General features: G+C 56.2%; 12 protein-coding genes. 2 read left to right on the top strand and 10 right to left on the bottom strand.

The window, feature by feature from the left end; genetic code table 11:
• Positions 1 to 21 precede the first annotated feature (21 nt).
• A complete protein-coding gene (locus ACFO1S_RS23335) occupies positions 22 to 843 on the bottom strand; it encodes a (2Fe-2S)-binding protein (RefSeq protein WP_204605054.1) in 822 nt (273 codons plus the stop codon).
• 382 nt (positions 844 to 1,225) lie between these two features.
• On the opposite strand from ACFO1S_RS23335, the gene ACFO1S_RS23330 reads away from it, so the two are divergent.
• A complete protein-coding gene (locus ACFO1S_RS23330) occupies positions 1,226 to 2,611 on the top strand; it encodes a mandelate racemase/muconate lactonizing enzyme family protein (RefSeq protein WP_204605053.1) in 1,386 nt (461 codons plus the stop codon).
• Between the two features lie 47 nt (positions 2,612 to 2,658).
• Here the strand turns inward: ACFO1S_RS23330 and ACFO1S_RS23325 are convergent, their stop codons facing one another.
• The 7 genes from ACFO1S_RS23325 to ACFO1S_RS23295 form a co-directional block, all read right to left on the bottom strand.
• Positions 2,659 to 4,233: a response regulator transcription factor gene (locus ACFO1S_RS23325; RefSeq protein ID WP_204605052.1), complete on the bottom strand. Its 1,575-nt coding sequence runs from the start codon at positions 4,231 to 4,233 to the stop codon at positions 2,659 to 2,661.
• Positions 4,211 to 5,983, bottom strand: coding sequence for a sensor histidine kinase (locus ACFO1S_RS23320; RefSeq protein WP_204605051.1), 1,773 nt, complete (start codon positions 5,981 to 5,983; stop codon positions 4,211 to 4,213). Before ACFO1S_RS23320 ends, ACFO1S_RS23325 begins: the two co-directional genes overlap by 23 nt.
• Positions 5,984 to 6,007: 24 nt before the next feature.
• Positions 6,008 to 7,321, bottom strand: coding sequence for an extracellular solute-binding protein (locus ACFO1S_RS23315; protein WP_204605050.1), 1,314 nt, complete (start codon positions 7,319 to 7,321; stop codon positions 6,008 to 6,010).
• Positions 7,322 to 7,351: 30 nt separating this feature from the next.
• Positions 7,352 to 8,314, bottom strand: coding sequence for a mannonate dehydratase (locus ACFO1S_RS23310; protein ID WP_204605049.1), 963 nt, complete (start codon positions 8,312 to 8,314; stop codon positions 7,352 to 7,354).
• 125 nt (positions 8,315 to 8,439) lie between these two features.
• A complete protein-coding gene (locus ACFO1S_RS23305) occupies positions 8,440 to 9,786 on the bottom strand; it encodes an ABC transporter substrate-binding protein (RefSeq protein WP_204605048.1) in 1,347 nt (448 codons plus the stop codon).
• A gap of 28 nt (positions 9,787 to 9,814) precedes the next feature.
• A complete protein-coding gene (locus ACFO1S_RS23300) occupies positions 9,815 to 10,648 on the bottom strand; it encodes a carbohydrate ABC transporter permease (RefSeq protein WP_204605047.1) in 834 nt (277 codons plus the stop codon).
• Entirely contained in the window at positions 10,645 to 11,559 is a 915-nt protein-coding gene (locus tag ACFO1S_RS23295) for a carbohydrate ABC transporter permease (protein ID WP_204605046.1), read from the bottom strand. Before ACFO1S_RS23295 ends, ACFO1S_RS23300 begins: the two co-directional genes overlap by 4 nt.
• A 250-nt stretch (positions 11,560 to 11,809) precedes the next feature.
• Between ACFO1S_RS23295 and ACFO1S_RS23290 the strand changes: the two genes are divergently transcribed.
• Complete coding sequence (locus tag ACFO1S_RS23290) at positions 11,810 to 12,715, top strand: RraA family protein (RefSeq protein WP_204605045.1); 906 nt, start codon at positions 11,810 to 11,812, stop codon at positions 12,713 to 12,715.
• Between the two features lie 86 nt (positions 12,716 to 12,801).
• Here ACFO1S_RS23290 and ACFO1S_RS23285 read toward each other — a convergent pair whose 3' ends face one another.
• Both ACFO1S_RS23285 and ACFO1S_RS23280 read right to left on the bottom strand, forming a co-directional pair.
• Positions 12,802 to 13,962 (bottom strand): helix-turn-helix domain-containing protein, encoded by a 1,161-nt coding sequence (locus ACFO1S_RS23285; RefSeq protein WP_204605044.1) that lies wholly within the window; start codon positions 13,960 to 13,962, stop codon positions 12,802 to 12,804.
• 43 nt (positions 13,963 to 14,005) lie between these two features.
• A complete protein-coding gene (locus tag ACFO1S_RS23280; protein WP_378127662.1) occupies positions 14,006 to 14,653 on the bottom strand; it encodes a GntR family transcriptional regulator in 648 nt (215 codons plus the stop codon).
• Positions 14,654 to 15,373: the final 720 nt, after the last annotated feature.

The raw sequence follows: 15,373 nt of genomic DNA, 5'->3' as shown, positions 1-15,373 counted from the left end.
GGGATACTTTCCCGAATGCTCTCAGTTCGCGGCGTTCGCCTCGCGCCAGGCGATTCGCCGCCGTTCCCGCTCCGACTCCTTCAAGCGGGGACAGGAGAAGCAATAATCCCCGTCCTCCCACTTGTAATACAGGCAGCATGCGCTTTTGAGCGGAATCATCTTGCCAGGCTCGCGCGCGTCCTCCGTCAGAATCGGGTCTCTGCGATAAGGGTTAACCTTCATCCCGAACGCCGACGGGTCAAGCTCTTCCCGAAGATACCGGTAATTCTCCTCCAGCGCATGACGCAAACAGTCCGAGGAGGCTCGCTCCGACCAGACCCGCATATAGTAGCGCAGGCCGGTCGACAATTGCCCCCACAGCTCCCGGATAGGAATGGCGGCTACCCGGCTGGCCGTCTCCAGTATAGGGAGTAACGTGCGGGAGTAGGTCTCGTGCAGAGCCTCTTGGCGCCAGCCGTCTCTGGCCAAGCCGGGTGCCGGCGCAATCCGTTCCCCCCATCGCTTTAACGTATAACCTACGGCGGTATACCCGTTTTTCATGAACACATGCACGTCAACGTTGTCCAGGGACAAATCGATGGCGCAGTCGTAAGCGGACAGGGCATATTGCTGAGCGTACGCCAGATAGCCCAACCCGGAAGCAACCGACACTGCGGAAGCCTCGGGTGCGCTCGTCTTGATCGTCTTCATCTGGATATGTATGAGGAACAGCATCTTCTCGTCCAGAAGCAGTTCCGTCAACGGCAAGCTGAACATGGGATTCTCCGCCGCCGTTAATCCGATGTTGAACATATTCGCCAGTTCCTCGAAGCGGCAGCTTTTCGATGTGTCGACGCTTTCCATAGGTAACATCAGCCTCCCAAGTAAAAACGGCTTCGCCATCCTTTAGTAAGGCGGCAGACGTTTTGTATCGCGCTATCAGATGAGTATAAAGGAGGTCTGCTTCTAATACTTTCCGATAGTTGAAGCAAAGGGCAGGCCTTGCTTGACCTGCAATCAGTGATAATCAATCTCATTATAGAGGGCCGACAAGAAGTCGGTCAATGCGTAAGCCCGGATAGGAGCGAAAAACGGCAATAAAGCGTTAAGCGGCAGCCCTCGTCAAAGTTTGAAAAAAATCAAACAAAATCGTAAGTTTGCGGCATCGCGAACAACCCGTTGCAATCGTAACATAGAAAGCGGGAATCCAATTCGTCCACAGCCGTGCACAAAGGAGAGATTGTCCATGTCGCCTGCCGAAACCTATGAAAGCGCATTAGCTTACGTCAACCCCTATTCCAACCCATCGCAGCTCAAAATAACCGACATCCGATTCGCGGATATCGTCGGAGCGCCTTTTCACAGCAGCCTGATCAAGGTGTATACGAACCAAGGCCTGGTCGGCTTCGGAGAAGTGCGCGACAACGCCGATAAGTATTACGCGCTGATGCTGAAGAGCCGGCTGATCGGAGAAAATCCCTGCAACATCGACAAGCTGTTCCGCCGAATCAAGCAATTTGGCCATCATGCCCGGCAAGGCGGAGGCGTCAGCGGCATTGAGATCGCGCTCTGGGATCTCGCGGGCAAGGCTTACGGCATTCCGATCTATCAGATGCTGGGAGGGAAATTCCGCGACCGGATACGGATGTATTGCGATACCGACGTTCACGGCAAGGATACCGGCTTAGCCATGGGCGAGGCGCTGAAGCGCAAGATGGAGAAAGGCTTTACGTTCCTGAAAATGGACTTGGGCATCAGTCAGATTATCCATGAGCCCGATACGCTGAGCGCGCCAATCGGCTGGTTAAACGAGCTGAAGGACATCAGCCGGCAATGGTACGGACGAAGCCGCGAGCTATCCGAAGACGATACCCGTCAGCTTCGCAGCCGGCATTACGATCTGTACAATATCGCCCATCCGTTCACGGGCATCCACGTCACGGAGAAAGGGCTTGATCTGCTGGAGCAATATGTTGCGGAGGTTCGTTCGGTGATCGGCTCCGAGGTGCCGCTGGCCATCGATCACTTCGGCCATATCGGCGTCGAGGATTGCATCAAGCTGGGCAGAAGAGTGGAGAAATTCAATCTGGCCTGGATGGAGGATATGATCCCCTGGACTTATACCGAGCAATACGCCCGGCTGGCGCGCGCGGTGGCGACGCCGATCTGCACGGGAGAGGATATCTACCTGAAAGAAAACTTCAAGCCGCTGCTGGAGGCCGGAGGGGTATCGGTCGTACATCCGGACGTGCTTACGACGGGAGGCATCCTGGAAACGAAAAAAATCGGGGATATGGCGCAGGATTACGGCGCGGCCATGGCGATCCATATGGCGGAGAGTCCGATCGCCTGCCTGGCTGCGGTGCATGTGGCCGCCGCTACGGAAAATTTCCTGGCGCTGGAATACCATTCCGACGGAATCGATTGGTGGGACGATCTGATCGTCAGCGGTTATCTTCCGAAGCCGCTTGTCCAGAACGGTTTTATTGCCGTGCCGAACGCGCCGGGCCTCGGCATCGAAGAGCTGAACGACGAGATCATCGCCCAGCACCTGCATCCCGAAATTCCCGGCGTATGGGAGCCGACAGACTCATGGAACCAATATTGGAATCACGACAGATTATGGAGCTGATTCTCCCGGGAGCGTGAGACGCAATGCCGTCCGGCCAAGGGAACGCGCTATTCGCTGTCCTGCCCTTTGTCGGACGAGCCCTGCTCCCGGTATTCGCTCGGGGTCTTCCCCGTATGCTTCTTGAACATCTGGCCGAAGTACTTCACATCTTCATATCCGACCATCGCAGCAATGTCGGCAATCTTGGCCGGCGAGGTGGTCAGAATTCGCGCCGCCCGTTCCATCTTTCTCTGCGTAACGTAATCGACGAATTTCATCCCGAGCTCTTTCTTGAACAGCTCGCTTAGATGATTCGGATGCAGGCGAACATGCTCGGCTACCTGCTGCAAGCCGAAATCCCGGCCGAGGCTCTCTTCAATGTACGCGATTGCCCGCTGCACATGCGCGGTTTTACCTTCCGCGAAGCGGTGGTGATACAGCTTCATCACGGCATGCAAATGCTGAAACAAGCTGTCAAAGGGGCGAGTATCCGGCTTATACTGATAAGGCTCGATGACGCCTGCCGCCTCCCGCTCCCTTCCGATCGCGACCAGCACCCGATCCAGCCAGCGATGCGCGGCGATCGCCACGGATTGAACAGCCGCCTCGAACGATTCGGGCGTCGCTTCCGTATCGTCCAGAAGCTGCTGGATATAGCGCTGAACCCAGGTTTTGAGCCCGATAAGATCATTGTCCAGTAGCCGGCACGACAGCTCCTTCTCCTCCTCGGAGGTACAGACCGCTTTCCCGCCCTTGCGATGCTCAATATCCGAATAATCCCAATGCTTGTGCGGAAGCAGCGCTTCGTACCTGCTGGCCTCCAGCACGGTTGCATAAGACTCATGCCATTGCTCGGGGCTGGTGACGGGCTTTCCGGTAATGACGGTCAGCTGGCATTTCAGCAGCCTCTCCATTTTGTCCATTGTCATTCGCAGCTGCCGCTTGTCTCCGAAGCCCCCTTCCCGCGTCGTAACCATAATGACCTTGTTCTTGTGAACGAAGCGGATGCAGGACAACAGGTCCGCGAGCAGATTGTCTACGGAGAACAGCAGCAAGGACTGCTCCGTCTGCAAGCCGCCCCAGCCTGCCGCCGAGACGGACGAGACGATCGCCTGCTTGCCGGGGCCGACAAGGCCCGCCGCTTCGGCTATGGACGACAGCTCGCTTTCCGCTTCCGCGCTCAGCTTCTCGCCGTCAACGATGCACCGCTTCAGCAAGCCGTTGCGGTGCTCCCGGCTGTACGCCAGCTCCCGGCTTTGGGACGTTCTCCGTTCCTCTACGCGCTGCTTGACCTTCAATACGGTTTTAATGATTTCTTCCGGTCGGCTGGTCTTCAGCAGATAGTCGCTGACGTTCTGCCGGATCGCTTGCTGCGCATAGATAAAGTCATCGTAGCCGGACAGGATAATGACCTCCAGATTCGGCAAGGTCAGCCGGGCCTCTTCGGCCAGTTGCAGCCCGTTCTTGCCGTTCATCTGGATGTCGGTCAACAAAATATCGGGACGCTCGCTCTCGATTCTCTCCAGCGCTTCCTCCGCCGACGCTGCGGGAGCGAGCAGTTCGATCCCCATTTCACTCCAGTTAATGACGCTTGCCAATCCTGTCCGGATAATGACCTCGTCATCCGCGATCATGATTCTCATAGGATTCCTCCCGCAATGGAATTGAGAAGGTGATTCTCGTGCCGATCTGGTGCTTACTCTCTATGCGCAGCCGGGACTGGGGACCGTAATGAAGACTGAGCCGCTCGTTGACGTTCCGCAGGCCGTAGCTTGAATGTGGCGCGTATGCATCGCCGCCCGAATGAAGCTGGGCGCGAACGGCTTCCAGCCGCTCCTCCGTCATGCCGATTCCGTCATCGATGACAAGGACGTTCATGCGATTGCCCTCCCGCTCCAGATAGACTCCGATCGTGCCCTTGCCCGGCTTCTTCTGAATTCCGTGAATCATGGCGTTCTCCAGCAGGGGCTGCAGCAGAAGCTTCAACATCATGCGCTCCTCCAGCGAAGGATCGACGGTGCAATCGACCTCGAATTTGTCGGGATAGCGGATCGATTGAATCTGGGCGTAGTTGCGTATGTGCGCAACCTCCTGATGGACGGGGCAGTAATCGCTGCCCTTGTTCAGGCTGAATTGCAGGAAATCGCTCAAAGCGCCTACCATCTCGGCTATTCTTTTCTCCTGCGTCATTAAAGCCATCCAGTGAATGGAGGACAACGTATTGTACAGAAAGTGAGGGTTGATCTGGGCCTGCAAGGCGCGAATGTCGGCTTCCTTCTTGCGGGTCTCGTCGCGGATCAGCTGCGCCTTCAACTGCTCGATGTGCTTGCCGAGCAGGTTGTAGCTTTCGCCCAGACGGCCGATCTCGTCCTTCGCCGTCGAATGATAGACCGGCATCGGGCCGTCGGGATTCACCTTCGTGAGAAGCCGCGTCAGCACGCGCAGTGGATTCGTCACGCGCTGGATGACGAACAGGACCAAGCCGACATTGATGGCAATCGTAATCAAGACGGCAACCGCGGTCAGCAGCAAAATATATCGGTTCTGCGAGCTGTACAGCTCATACGGTATCGAGCCGACGAATGTCCATCCGGTCGTCGGCTGCCGATAGTACAAGATCGTCTTTTTATCTTTATTTTCCCCGTATACGGTCTCGCCATGGTCGCCGCTGTGCAGCCTGCTCCATAATTTAGGAAACAGCTTGTCGTACGGTTGCGACAGCCACTGCTTCTCCGTGGAGGAAAGAACGATGCCCTGTTCATTGAGCAGCGCAAGCTGTCCCTGCCCGTCCCCCAGGTTGGGCTCGGACCAATACTCCGAGATTACCGATTCGTCCAGGCTGATCACAAGCCACCCGATGTTCTCGTAATTATAGATGCTTCTAAGCGGGCGGATAAAGGAAAGCACCTCATGCCTGCCGGAAAAGTTGGACACTGTGTAGATACCCGTCCACATTTTGCTTTTGACCTGATAGAGGTTGACTTGCTCATCCAGATTGGACGCGTAGATCGTGGAGTTGGACAAGGCGGAGGTCGCGTTGTTCGGGTAGATGGTAATGTTCAGAATGTACTTCTTGGAGCTGGACAGATTCAGCATCAGGTTCAGAATGCGAGACTTGAGCTGCTCGTCCTCCTCCGCTTCGATCAAGTATCGCTGAATGTCGTAATGTCCGATCAGGAACATCGAGATATTCTCCACGTCGTCGATCAGGAATCTCAGCTTCCCTTCCATCTGACGCAGCGTGTCGATGCCGGATTGCTTCGTCTTCTCCTCCGTCACTTTCGAGGAAATGATATACGTAAAGGCTCCCAAGGAAAGCAAGGGAACCAATGTGGAAATCATAATAATTATGGATAATTTGCGTCTTAGCGAGAGGTTCATCCAATTCCTCATTCGCGTTCCTCCCAGCCTTATCCTCTAGTTGCCCATCGTGCCGGCATACGCCTCCTGTATTTTGCGGGCAACCTCCTCGGGATCCTCGCCGAGAAGCAGCTCTTGCAGACCGCTGTTCATCGCCTCTACCGGAACGGCGCTCAGCTTGACGTCGTATACCGGGCTCACTTCCACGCTTTGCATCAATTCGTTCAGTTCCACGAACATCGGATTGGCCGTGCTCTTGTCCAGCTCCAGCTTGTAGCTGATCAAGGTGTTGCTGTCCAGCGTCGCCCGCTGGCCGTCCGGCCCGGAGAGCGCATAGAACAGCTTCATCGCCGCCGCTTTTTTGTCTCCCGTCAGCTTCTTGTTGACGCCCAGCCCCGTGCCGACAACCCCCGACGTGGAATGCGGATTGCCCCTCCCGCCTTCAACGGCGGGCAGTATGGTGACGTGCGTATGATCGAGCACTTCCTTCGGCGCATTCTGAACGATACCGGATGCCGCCCACCCGCCGTTGATCACCATCGCCGCCTGTCCTGTAAAATAAAGCTGCATCATCTGATTGTCGTCGATGCCGTTAAAGCCCGGCTGGAAGGCGTTCAGCTTGCCGAAGTCCTGCAGCAGCCTCAGAGCCTCGATAAACTCGGGGTCCGTAAACGAGGCTCCGTCTTGGGCGACTGCCCGAAGAAACCAATCGGTCCCGGTAACCCGGTCGGCGAGCGTGCTGAAGATCGTCGACTGGACAAACCAGTTGGATTTGTTGCCGAGCGCGATCGGGATAAGGTGATGGCGATTGAAGGCTTCCACCGCGTCGATCAATTCCTGCCAGGTTGTCGGTACCTTTACGTTATACCTGTCGAAGAGCGCTTTGTTGTAATAGATAAGCGAGGTGGGCGCCCGATTCATCGGAACGCTGTAGATTTTCCCGCCAACCGTGTAGCCGTCGAACGCGTTCGGAATAAAGTTGTCCCGCCATTCGGGCTCCTCGTTCAGAAAGTCGTCGATCGGCTGCAGCAAATCCCCGCGTACGAAATCACGGGTCATCGCATCCGGCCACATTACGAACAAATCGGGCATCTCGTCCGCCGCAGCCAGCGTGCGAAGCCGCGCCTTCAAGCCGTCCGTGGACAATCCTTCCTCCTCGACCTCGATGAGAGGATGCTCCGCCCGAAAGCGCTCCATCACCTCTCGCATCGCTTTGGCTTTACCGTCCTCGACGGTCCAGTTATGCATAATCGTAATTTTGATTTTGTCTTGAGTCGGCTCCGCCCTCTGCCGGGGACCGAGCAGGCTGCAGCCGGCAAGAAGAAGGACGGCGGCGAACAGAGCCGCCAGCGTCGGTATTCGAATGCTCATCGCCAATCCCTCCTTATGCGCTCCGGCTTCTTATTTGATCCGCGCCGCTTCCATCAGGCCTTTCATGTAGCCGACGCCGAACAAGCGACCGAGCAACTCGTAGCCGGGGTTGGCATTGGCCTCTCCCTCCATCGTCGGCACATGGTCCGGTCTCATCGGACCGTCGAAGCCTACGTCGTAATACGCTTTCATCGCTTCCAGCATATCCGTTTTCCCGTCGTCATGGAAGGTCTCCTCGAATTTCTCCGGGGTCCCCCGAACGTCGCGGAAGTGAGCGAAGAAGATTTTGCCCTGTTTACCGAATCGGCGGATGACCGCCGGAATATCCTCCCCGGCCGTCGCCAGCGTGCCCTGGCACAGCGTTACGCCGCTGTATTCGCTCGGCACCAGATCAATCGCCTGCTGCAGCGCATCCGCGCTGCGCAGAATGCGGGATACGCCGCGAATCGGCGTAATCGGCGGATCGTCGGGATGCAGCGCCAGCTTAACGCCGGCTTTCTCCGCGACCGGGACAATCTCTTTCAGATAATATTTCAAATTTTCCCATAGTTGATCCTCCGTGACAATCCCCGCTTCCGTAAGCGGCGCTTCCGTCATGAGAGAATGATCGTAGCTGGACACCAGCGCTCCTCCGCGCGTGCGTGTCGTCGTCGACGTACGGAACCAATTAAACTGAGCCATGAAATTGTAGCAAAGCACCGGAATGCCGGCAACTCCCATATGCGCGATCAATTGCTTCACATAGCCGATTTCCTCGTCTCTCCCCGCTGCGCCCAGCTTGATGCGGTTCGTAGGCGGCGCGGATTCGATCACGACGAGGGATAAACCGGCATCCTCGAATCGCTGCTTCATGCGGATCATCGGCATAAGGTCCCACGGCTGTTCCGTTGTCTCTTCCCAGGGCAATGGTCCGACGGCGTGGCCGATGCCCATCTGCCTGGCGAGCTGCCACAGCCGGTCCGGCTGCGAGGTGAAAAATTCTGCGAGTTGCATGGATGAGCCTCCCCATAAGTCCTTTGATATGTCAGGTGCTGCCGATGGAATAACAGAGGCCGTCTGTCGATTTCGCGAATGCGATCAGACGGCCCGTGCAGGGCAAGGCTTAAGCGAGCCTTGCGTTATTTCGTTCTGGCGGCGATTTCCTGTCCCAGCTTGTTCAGCTTCTCGTAGGCGTCTTCAATGCTCATCTTGTTGAACATGACGACTTCCATCGTCGCTTTATACGTATCCACCCATTCGGTGTAGCCCGAAGCGATCGGGTAGAACGGCAGCGCTTTTTCCAGCGCGACGTCGTAGATCTTTTTGCCGAGCTTGTCTTTCGGCTGCAGCGTCGGCTCCAGCGCCTTGTAGATTTCCGGATTGATCGGGATGCCGCGCGTCAGTCCCAGCGCTTGGCCGGCTTCGGGGTCTGTAATGAACCATTTTACGAACGCCTTCGCTTGTTCCTTGTTGCTCGAGCCTGCGCTGACCGACAGGAAGATCGTCGATTGCGCCCAGCCGCCGCCCGCCGAGCCGGTCGGCATGTTCACGACGTCGACCTTGCCCGGAAGCAGCTGCTCCAGCGCGCTGACCGAGCCGGTTGTCGCTCCGCGGGTCATAATCGCTCCCGATCCCATCGGATCGGCCGTGGGATCGTTCTCCAGGAAGGCCAGCACTTTGTCGGCCGGAGGCACGATCTTATCCTTGCGCAGCTCCGCGAACGTGTTCTGATACTTCATGAACAGCTCCTTGTCCAGCGTAAACGTCTTGCCTCCGTCCGACATGAGCGGCTTGCCTCCGTTAGCCGTTTGGTACCATTGATACCAATCCCACAGATTGGACGTGTCCGAGATGCCGTATTTGCCTTCCGGCAGCTTCTCCTTCGCCGTCCGGGCGAACGCGAAGTAATCGTCCCAGGTCCAGTTCTGCTGCGGCAGCTCGATGCCCGCCGCTTCAAGCTCCGGCTTGTTGAAGGCGATGCCTTGCGCATTCTGGCTCAGCGGCACCCCGTAAAGCTTGCCGTCGATCTTCAGGTTCTCGATAACGGAAGGATCTACGATGCCGTTCAGATCGAGATCGGACAAGTCCTCCAGCGTGTTCTTCTTCGCGTATTCCTGAATATACGCCGCATCCATCTGCAGCACATCCGTCATCGTCTTCGAGGCGGCCAGTGTCGGTAGCTTGGCCCAGAATGCGTCCCAAGCGACATATTCCGGCTTGAACTTAACGTTAGGATTCTGCTTCGTGTAGATATCCAGCGCTTTTAGCGTCGCTTCGTGCCGGGCGTCCGGTCCCCACCACATAATGCTTAGTTCTACCGGCTTGCCGCTGTCCGACGGCTTGGCCGAGGCGGCTCCCGAGGACGCCGGAGCGCTTGACTTGCTTCCTTCGCTGCCGCTGTTGCCTCCGTCCTTGCCGCAAGCGGCCACAAAGAGCATTACGGCTGTCATAAGCACTGCCAAGACCAGATTGAATTTGCGTTTCATTTGGTTTACCCCTCTCGATTTGTGATCTTCAGCCTTTAATGCCGGTTGTTGCAATCCCCTCGACAAAATGTTTCTGAGCGAGGAAAAATATAATCGCGGAGGGAATGACCGATACCAACGCCATGGCCAGCATCGGACCCCACTGGATTTCGAATTGATCGATGTACATCCGCAAGGCCAGACCCACCGTGAACTTATCGACCGAGGTCAAATAAAGCACCTGCGAGAAAAAGTCGTCCCAGCTCCAGATGAAGGTGAAGATGCCGACCGTCACCAGTGCCGGTTTAATCAGCGGAAAGACGATCTTCAGGAAGATGCCGTAGACGGAAGCTCCGTCGATCTTCGCTGCTTCGTCCAGATCCCGGGGAAGTCCCCGGATAAACTGCACGAGGAGGAAGATGAAGAACGCTCCCCCGCCGAAGAAGTGCGGCAGAATCAACGGAATGTAGCTGTCCACCCACCCCAGGCTGTTGAACAGAATATACTGCGGCACCACCGTGACCTGAGCCGGAAGCATCATCGTCATTAGCAAGATGGCGAACCAGAAGCCCTTCAGCCGGAAGTTCAGCCGGGCAAAGCCGTAAGCGACGATGGCCGCCGTAATGACGCCTCCGACGACGTTCCAGAGCTCCATCAGCAGCGTATTTCCGAAAAAGTGCGCGAACGTGTATTCCGCCGGCGAGAAATTCCATCCGCTGATATAGTTGTCCCATACCGGAGACTCGGGCCAGATGCCGGGAAGGCGCATCTCCTGAATCGTCTTGAGCGAGGCTCCCGCCCACCAGATGACGGGGTATATCATGAGCAGCGAGAACAAGATCAGGAACAAATGATTGGATACGGCCGAGCGCCAAGCTCTCATTTGCCTCCCCTCCCATCCGATTCGTAGAATACCCAGTAGCGCGAAGCCGCGAAGTTAAGCGCCGTAATGACCGCTACAATGACCAGCAGAATCCACGCCAGCGCCGAAGCGTACCCCATCTGGAAATGCTTGAACGCTTTCTCGTACAGAAACATGGCGTACATGTAGGTGGAGTGCATCGGACCGCCTTTCGTAATGATCAGCGCGGCGGTGAACATCTGGAAGGAGCCGATAATGCCGAGAATCAGGTTGAAGAACATGACCGGGGACAGCATCGGAAGCGTAATATGGAAAAACTTCCTGAGCTTCGTCGCGCCGTCGACGGAGGCCGATTCGTACAGCTCCTGAGGAATTTGCTTCAGCCCCGCCAGGAAGATGACCATCGTCGAGCCGAACTGCCAAATGTTCAGAAGAATAAGCGTGCTCAGCGCCGTGTCGGGATTCGAGATCCAGCCCGTTCCTTGAATGCCGAACCAGGACAGCACCTCGTTCACGTACCCGTCCACCCCGAACATATTCCGCCATAGCAGGGAAACCGCAATGCTTCCGCCGATCAGGGACGGAAAATAGATGGCTGTCCGATAGAAGTGCATGCCCTTCAGCTTCTTGTTGAGCAGCATCGCGACCAGCAGCGAAAAGATCAGCTTGAGCGGCAACGAAATCAGGACGAACGTGAAGGTAACCGTCAACGACTGAACGAAGTCGTCATCGTTCGTAAAGATTTTCTTGTAGTTGGCGAGCCCGCTCCACACCGGATCGGACAATAAGGGATAGTCCGTAAAAGATAAATAGAATGATTGCCCGATCGGCCAAAGCGTCAGCAGCAGAAATCCGATCAACCACGGCGAGATGAATACATATCCGGCCCAATTGTTCATCTCCATGTTCTTGCGTTTTCTTGTTTGCTCCATCTCTTCTCCCCTCGCTCTCACTGTCTCTGGAGTTCTTGTGCTTCACTTTAAAGGAAGCGCTTTCGAGTGAACAGGTGAAAAAATCAATGCCGATAGGTGAAAAAAACAAGGGAATCCCGAGCGGTGGTCGACAATCTTACGATGGCCGCAAAACTTCTTAAAAAACTCGCATCGACAGTGCCGAAGGGGTCTTGAATAATGAAGGAGTGAGCGCCTGACCCACCTCTATCACAGGGAAGGAAGAGTGACGATGAAATTCAATCATACCGAGGAAATCGCGCAATACACCCCTCATTGGCAAGGGGAGCGCTTCGCAAACGGCAGACCGAAGGTGCCGTCGGACATTCTGCGCCGAATGAAAAAGATTACGATCGAAGAGGCTTGGGGCCCGCTGTGGAACAGAGGCTACACGTTTCAATTCGAGGGAGATTTCAAGATCATTCATCCTCAGCAAGTCATGGTAGGGCGAGCGGTAACGGCCGTCATGGTGCCGAAGCGCCCGGATCTGCATGACGCTCTGCTGCGCTACGGCCATGAGCAAGAGGGACGCAAGGGCTTTTTCAACCAATGGGTCATTGACGAGTTGGAGGAGGACGACGTGGTCGTCGTCGATCTGTTCGATAAAATCTTCAAGGGCACGTATGTCGGAGGGAACCTGTCCACGGCGATCTCGACGCGGACGAAGCGCGGAGGCGCGGTCATCTGGGGCGGTATTCGCGACAATCAGCAGATCGTCGAGATCGACAACATTAACGTGTTCTACCGAGGAAGCGATCCGACCGCAATCGAGGATGTGACGATGGTCGGGATGAATACGCCAACGCGAATCGGCAGGGCAATCTGCCTGCCGGGAGACGTCGTGCTGGCGACGCCATCCGGGGTCATCTTCATTCCCCCGCACCTAGCCGAGCTGGTCGTCGTCCAGGCGGAGAAATCGCAAGTGCGCGATATCTTCGGGTTCGTGCGGCTGCGGGACTTGACCTATTCGACCGCGCAGATCGACTCGGCTTGGCCCGTGGCGCTGTGGGAGGACTTCCTGCACTGGTTCGGAAGCGCCGCCGAGGCGCAAGAGTATCACCACTTGAATTGGGACGAGGAATTGGCGGAGGCGCGCAGACTGGGAGATCAAGGCTCGCAAGCCGGCGTTCGGCTATAGCGGATAAGCGCAGGAGGATCGGCAGACGCAAGAACAGCGGCGCAGGGAGTTAGCTCCCTGCGCCGCTATTTTATAAGCACGCGCCCCTATCGTTCTTGCAGCTCCCGATACTGAGAGGGGGACAGACCGACCCGCTTCTTGAACAGCTGGCTGAAATATCTCGAATCCTGATAGCCAACCTGCTCCGCCACCTCGTAGTTTCTCATGCAGGTGTTTTTCAGCATGTCCTTGGCTTTATCGATACGAATATCCGTCAGCTGCTCGATGAACGTCTTGCCGGTATTGACCTTGAACAGCATGCTCAAGTAAGAGGGCGTCATGTAGACCTTGCGGGCCATTTTGTCCAGAGAGGCGTCCCGGCACTCCTGCTCCATATAGGAAAGCGTCCGCTTGATGACGCTTCTGACGCTTTCTCCTTCCGCCCCCGCCATCCACTCCTTCAGCTCCACGCAATAGCGCACGACGAAACGCATCAGCTCCTGCAGCGTCTCCGACTTGAGAACGGACATGATCTCGTGACGCAGGCTCGCGCGGGCTTCCCCCGAATCGCTGACGATTTTCTTCTCAGTGCCCGCCAGCAGCCGGAGCGTCATTTCTTGAATCTGGCAGATCTCGACGGGCCCGTTTCTTAACAGGAAGCGGTAATATTCCGCAACCTCCCGCTCGATCTCCGCCGGGCTTCTGGCAAGCTTGATCCGATTAAGCAGCTCCTTCTCCCTGGCCAGGGGATACTCCTCCAGCTCCTCATAAGCTTCTAGCTCTGAGAACAAGATGATCTGGCCCGCTCCCCGGTAGAACTTCGCCTTCAGGGCTCCCTCCGCCTGCGCGTAAGAAAGCTGGATGTCCTCCAGGCGAGGGCAAGGCGCACCGATGCCGATGCTGACCGCTCCGGCGCAGTTCTCGCTCATCTGCGCGCGCAGCGAACGGACTTCGCCGACAAGCGACCATGGAAACAGCAGTCCGGTACGGCGTTCGCCGTCCCTGTAGACGACGCAACGGGGAAGCCCCTTGCGCAGGACGTCCCGAATCCGCTCGTTCTCGCGCTCCCGCTCATCCTCGGCAACCATCTCCGACTCGAACAGGGCAATCGCCGGACGACCGCAATCGGCTTGAACGTTGAGAACGGAAAACTTGCGTCGAATATGCTGCTTTTCCCTATCGCTGTTGGAGATCAAATCTCGCAATACGCTGTCTCTCATCCAATCCAGCACGGCTGGATCGTCAAGCATCGGCAACGCGTTTCGCATGCTTCATTTCCCCCCCGGGGCAAGGTGTGAAGACACTGGACCGTTATTTCCACTCGATGATCTTGTAAGCGTGCATATGCTCGATGAATTGACGCTCGGCCTCTTCCTCGTCTCCTGTCCGCAGCGCCTCGACCAGAAGGCGATGCCAGGCCACCAGCTTGTCGGTGGAATAGTGTCGGTTGGAGATCGCCATAAAGCGCATAATCTTCGACTTCATCCGGCTCCACAATTCCATTACCGCTCCGTTATCGCATTTCATGTAGAAGTAGCCGTGGAACTCCAGATCCTTCTCCAGAATGGCAATGCTGTCACTGGCGTTCACCGCTTCCTCCAGTTGCGTCAGCAGCTCCTCCAGCCGTTCGTAGTCCTCTTCCCGCAACGACTTCATCGACTGCTTGACGGCATAGCCCTCGATCATTTCCCGCAGGACGAAAATATCTCTGATTTCCTTGGCGGAAATCTCGGAGACGACCGAGCCCTTATTCGCTTGCCCGACGATAAGTCCTTCCTGCTTCAGCCTCTCCAGCGCTTCACGCACGGGCGCTTGACTAATGGCATACCTTCCGGCGATATCGAGCACGACCAGCCGGGCTCCAGGCTGCAAGGCGCCCTCCATAATGTCCTTCTTAAGCGCCAGATATACATTATCGCTGATCGATTGAACAGCAAACGGTTGGGAAGGGTTCGGCAATCTCGATGTCCTCCTATACGGATTATCGATTATCGATAATTTTAATTTTGAGCTCATTATAGGTTGATTTGCGTTCCGCTGTCAATCCATGTCCGGCTAATTCCTGCAACGGTAGCAATTGATTAACCAGTAAATATCCCCGCCCCGACTGAGTGATGAGGCAAAGGTCGCGGATGCTGAGCGGACTGAAGCGGGTGCCGAATCGGACATCAGAGGCCTTATATCAGCAAAAATACGTCCCCATCGCGAACGAGCGGACACTCTGGCGCTTATTTGTGTTTGTCACTTGCTTGCGTACCTATACGTCTCCTTACCACACTCTATTGTCGCGTTTTGCGACTGTAAGTGGGCACCCTCGGCTTCTCCCTCCACCATCGTTGCATTTTGCGACCAATATGCGGGGTTACTCATCTTGCCCACACTCTACTGCCGCGTTTTGCGACTGTAAGCGGGCTCCCCCGGCCTCTCCCTCCACCATCGTCGCATTTTGCGACCAATATGCGGGGTTACTCATCTTGCCCACACTCTACTGCCGCGTTTTGCGACTGTAAGCGGGCTCCCCCGGCCTCTCCCTTCACCATCGTTGCATTTTGCGACCAACATGCGGGGTTACTCGCCTTGCCCACACTCTATTGTCGCGTTTTGCGACTGTGAGCGGGCTCCCCCGGCTTCTCCCTCCAACATTGTTGCATTTTGCGACCAATATGCGGGGTTACTCGC

The sequence above is a fragment of the Cohnella boryungensis genome, from assembly GCF_042651945.1.
Lineage (GTDB): Bacteria > Bacillota > Bacilli > Paenibacillales > Paenibacillaceae > Cohnella > Cohnella boryungensis.
The sequence above is the reverse complement of the archived record's forward strand: the minus strand, read 5'-3'. Positions and strand labels throughout refer to the sequence as shown.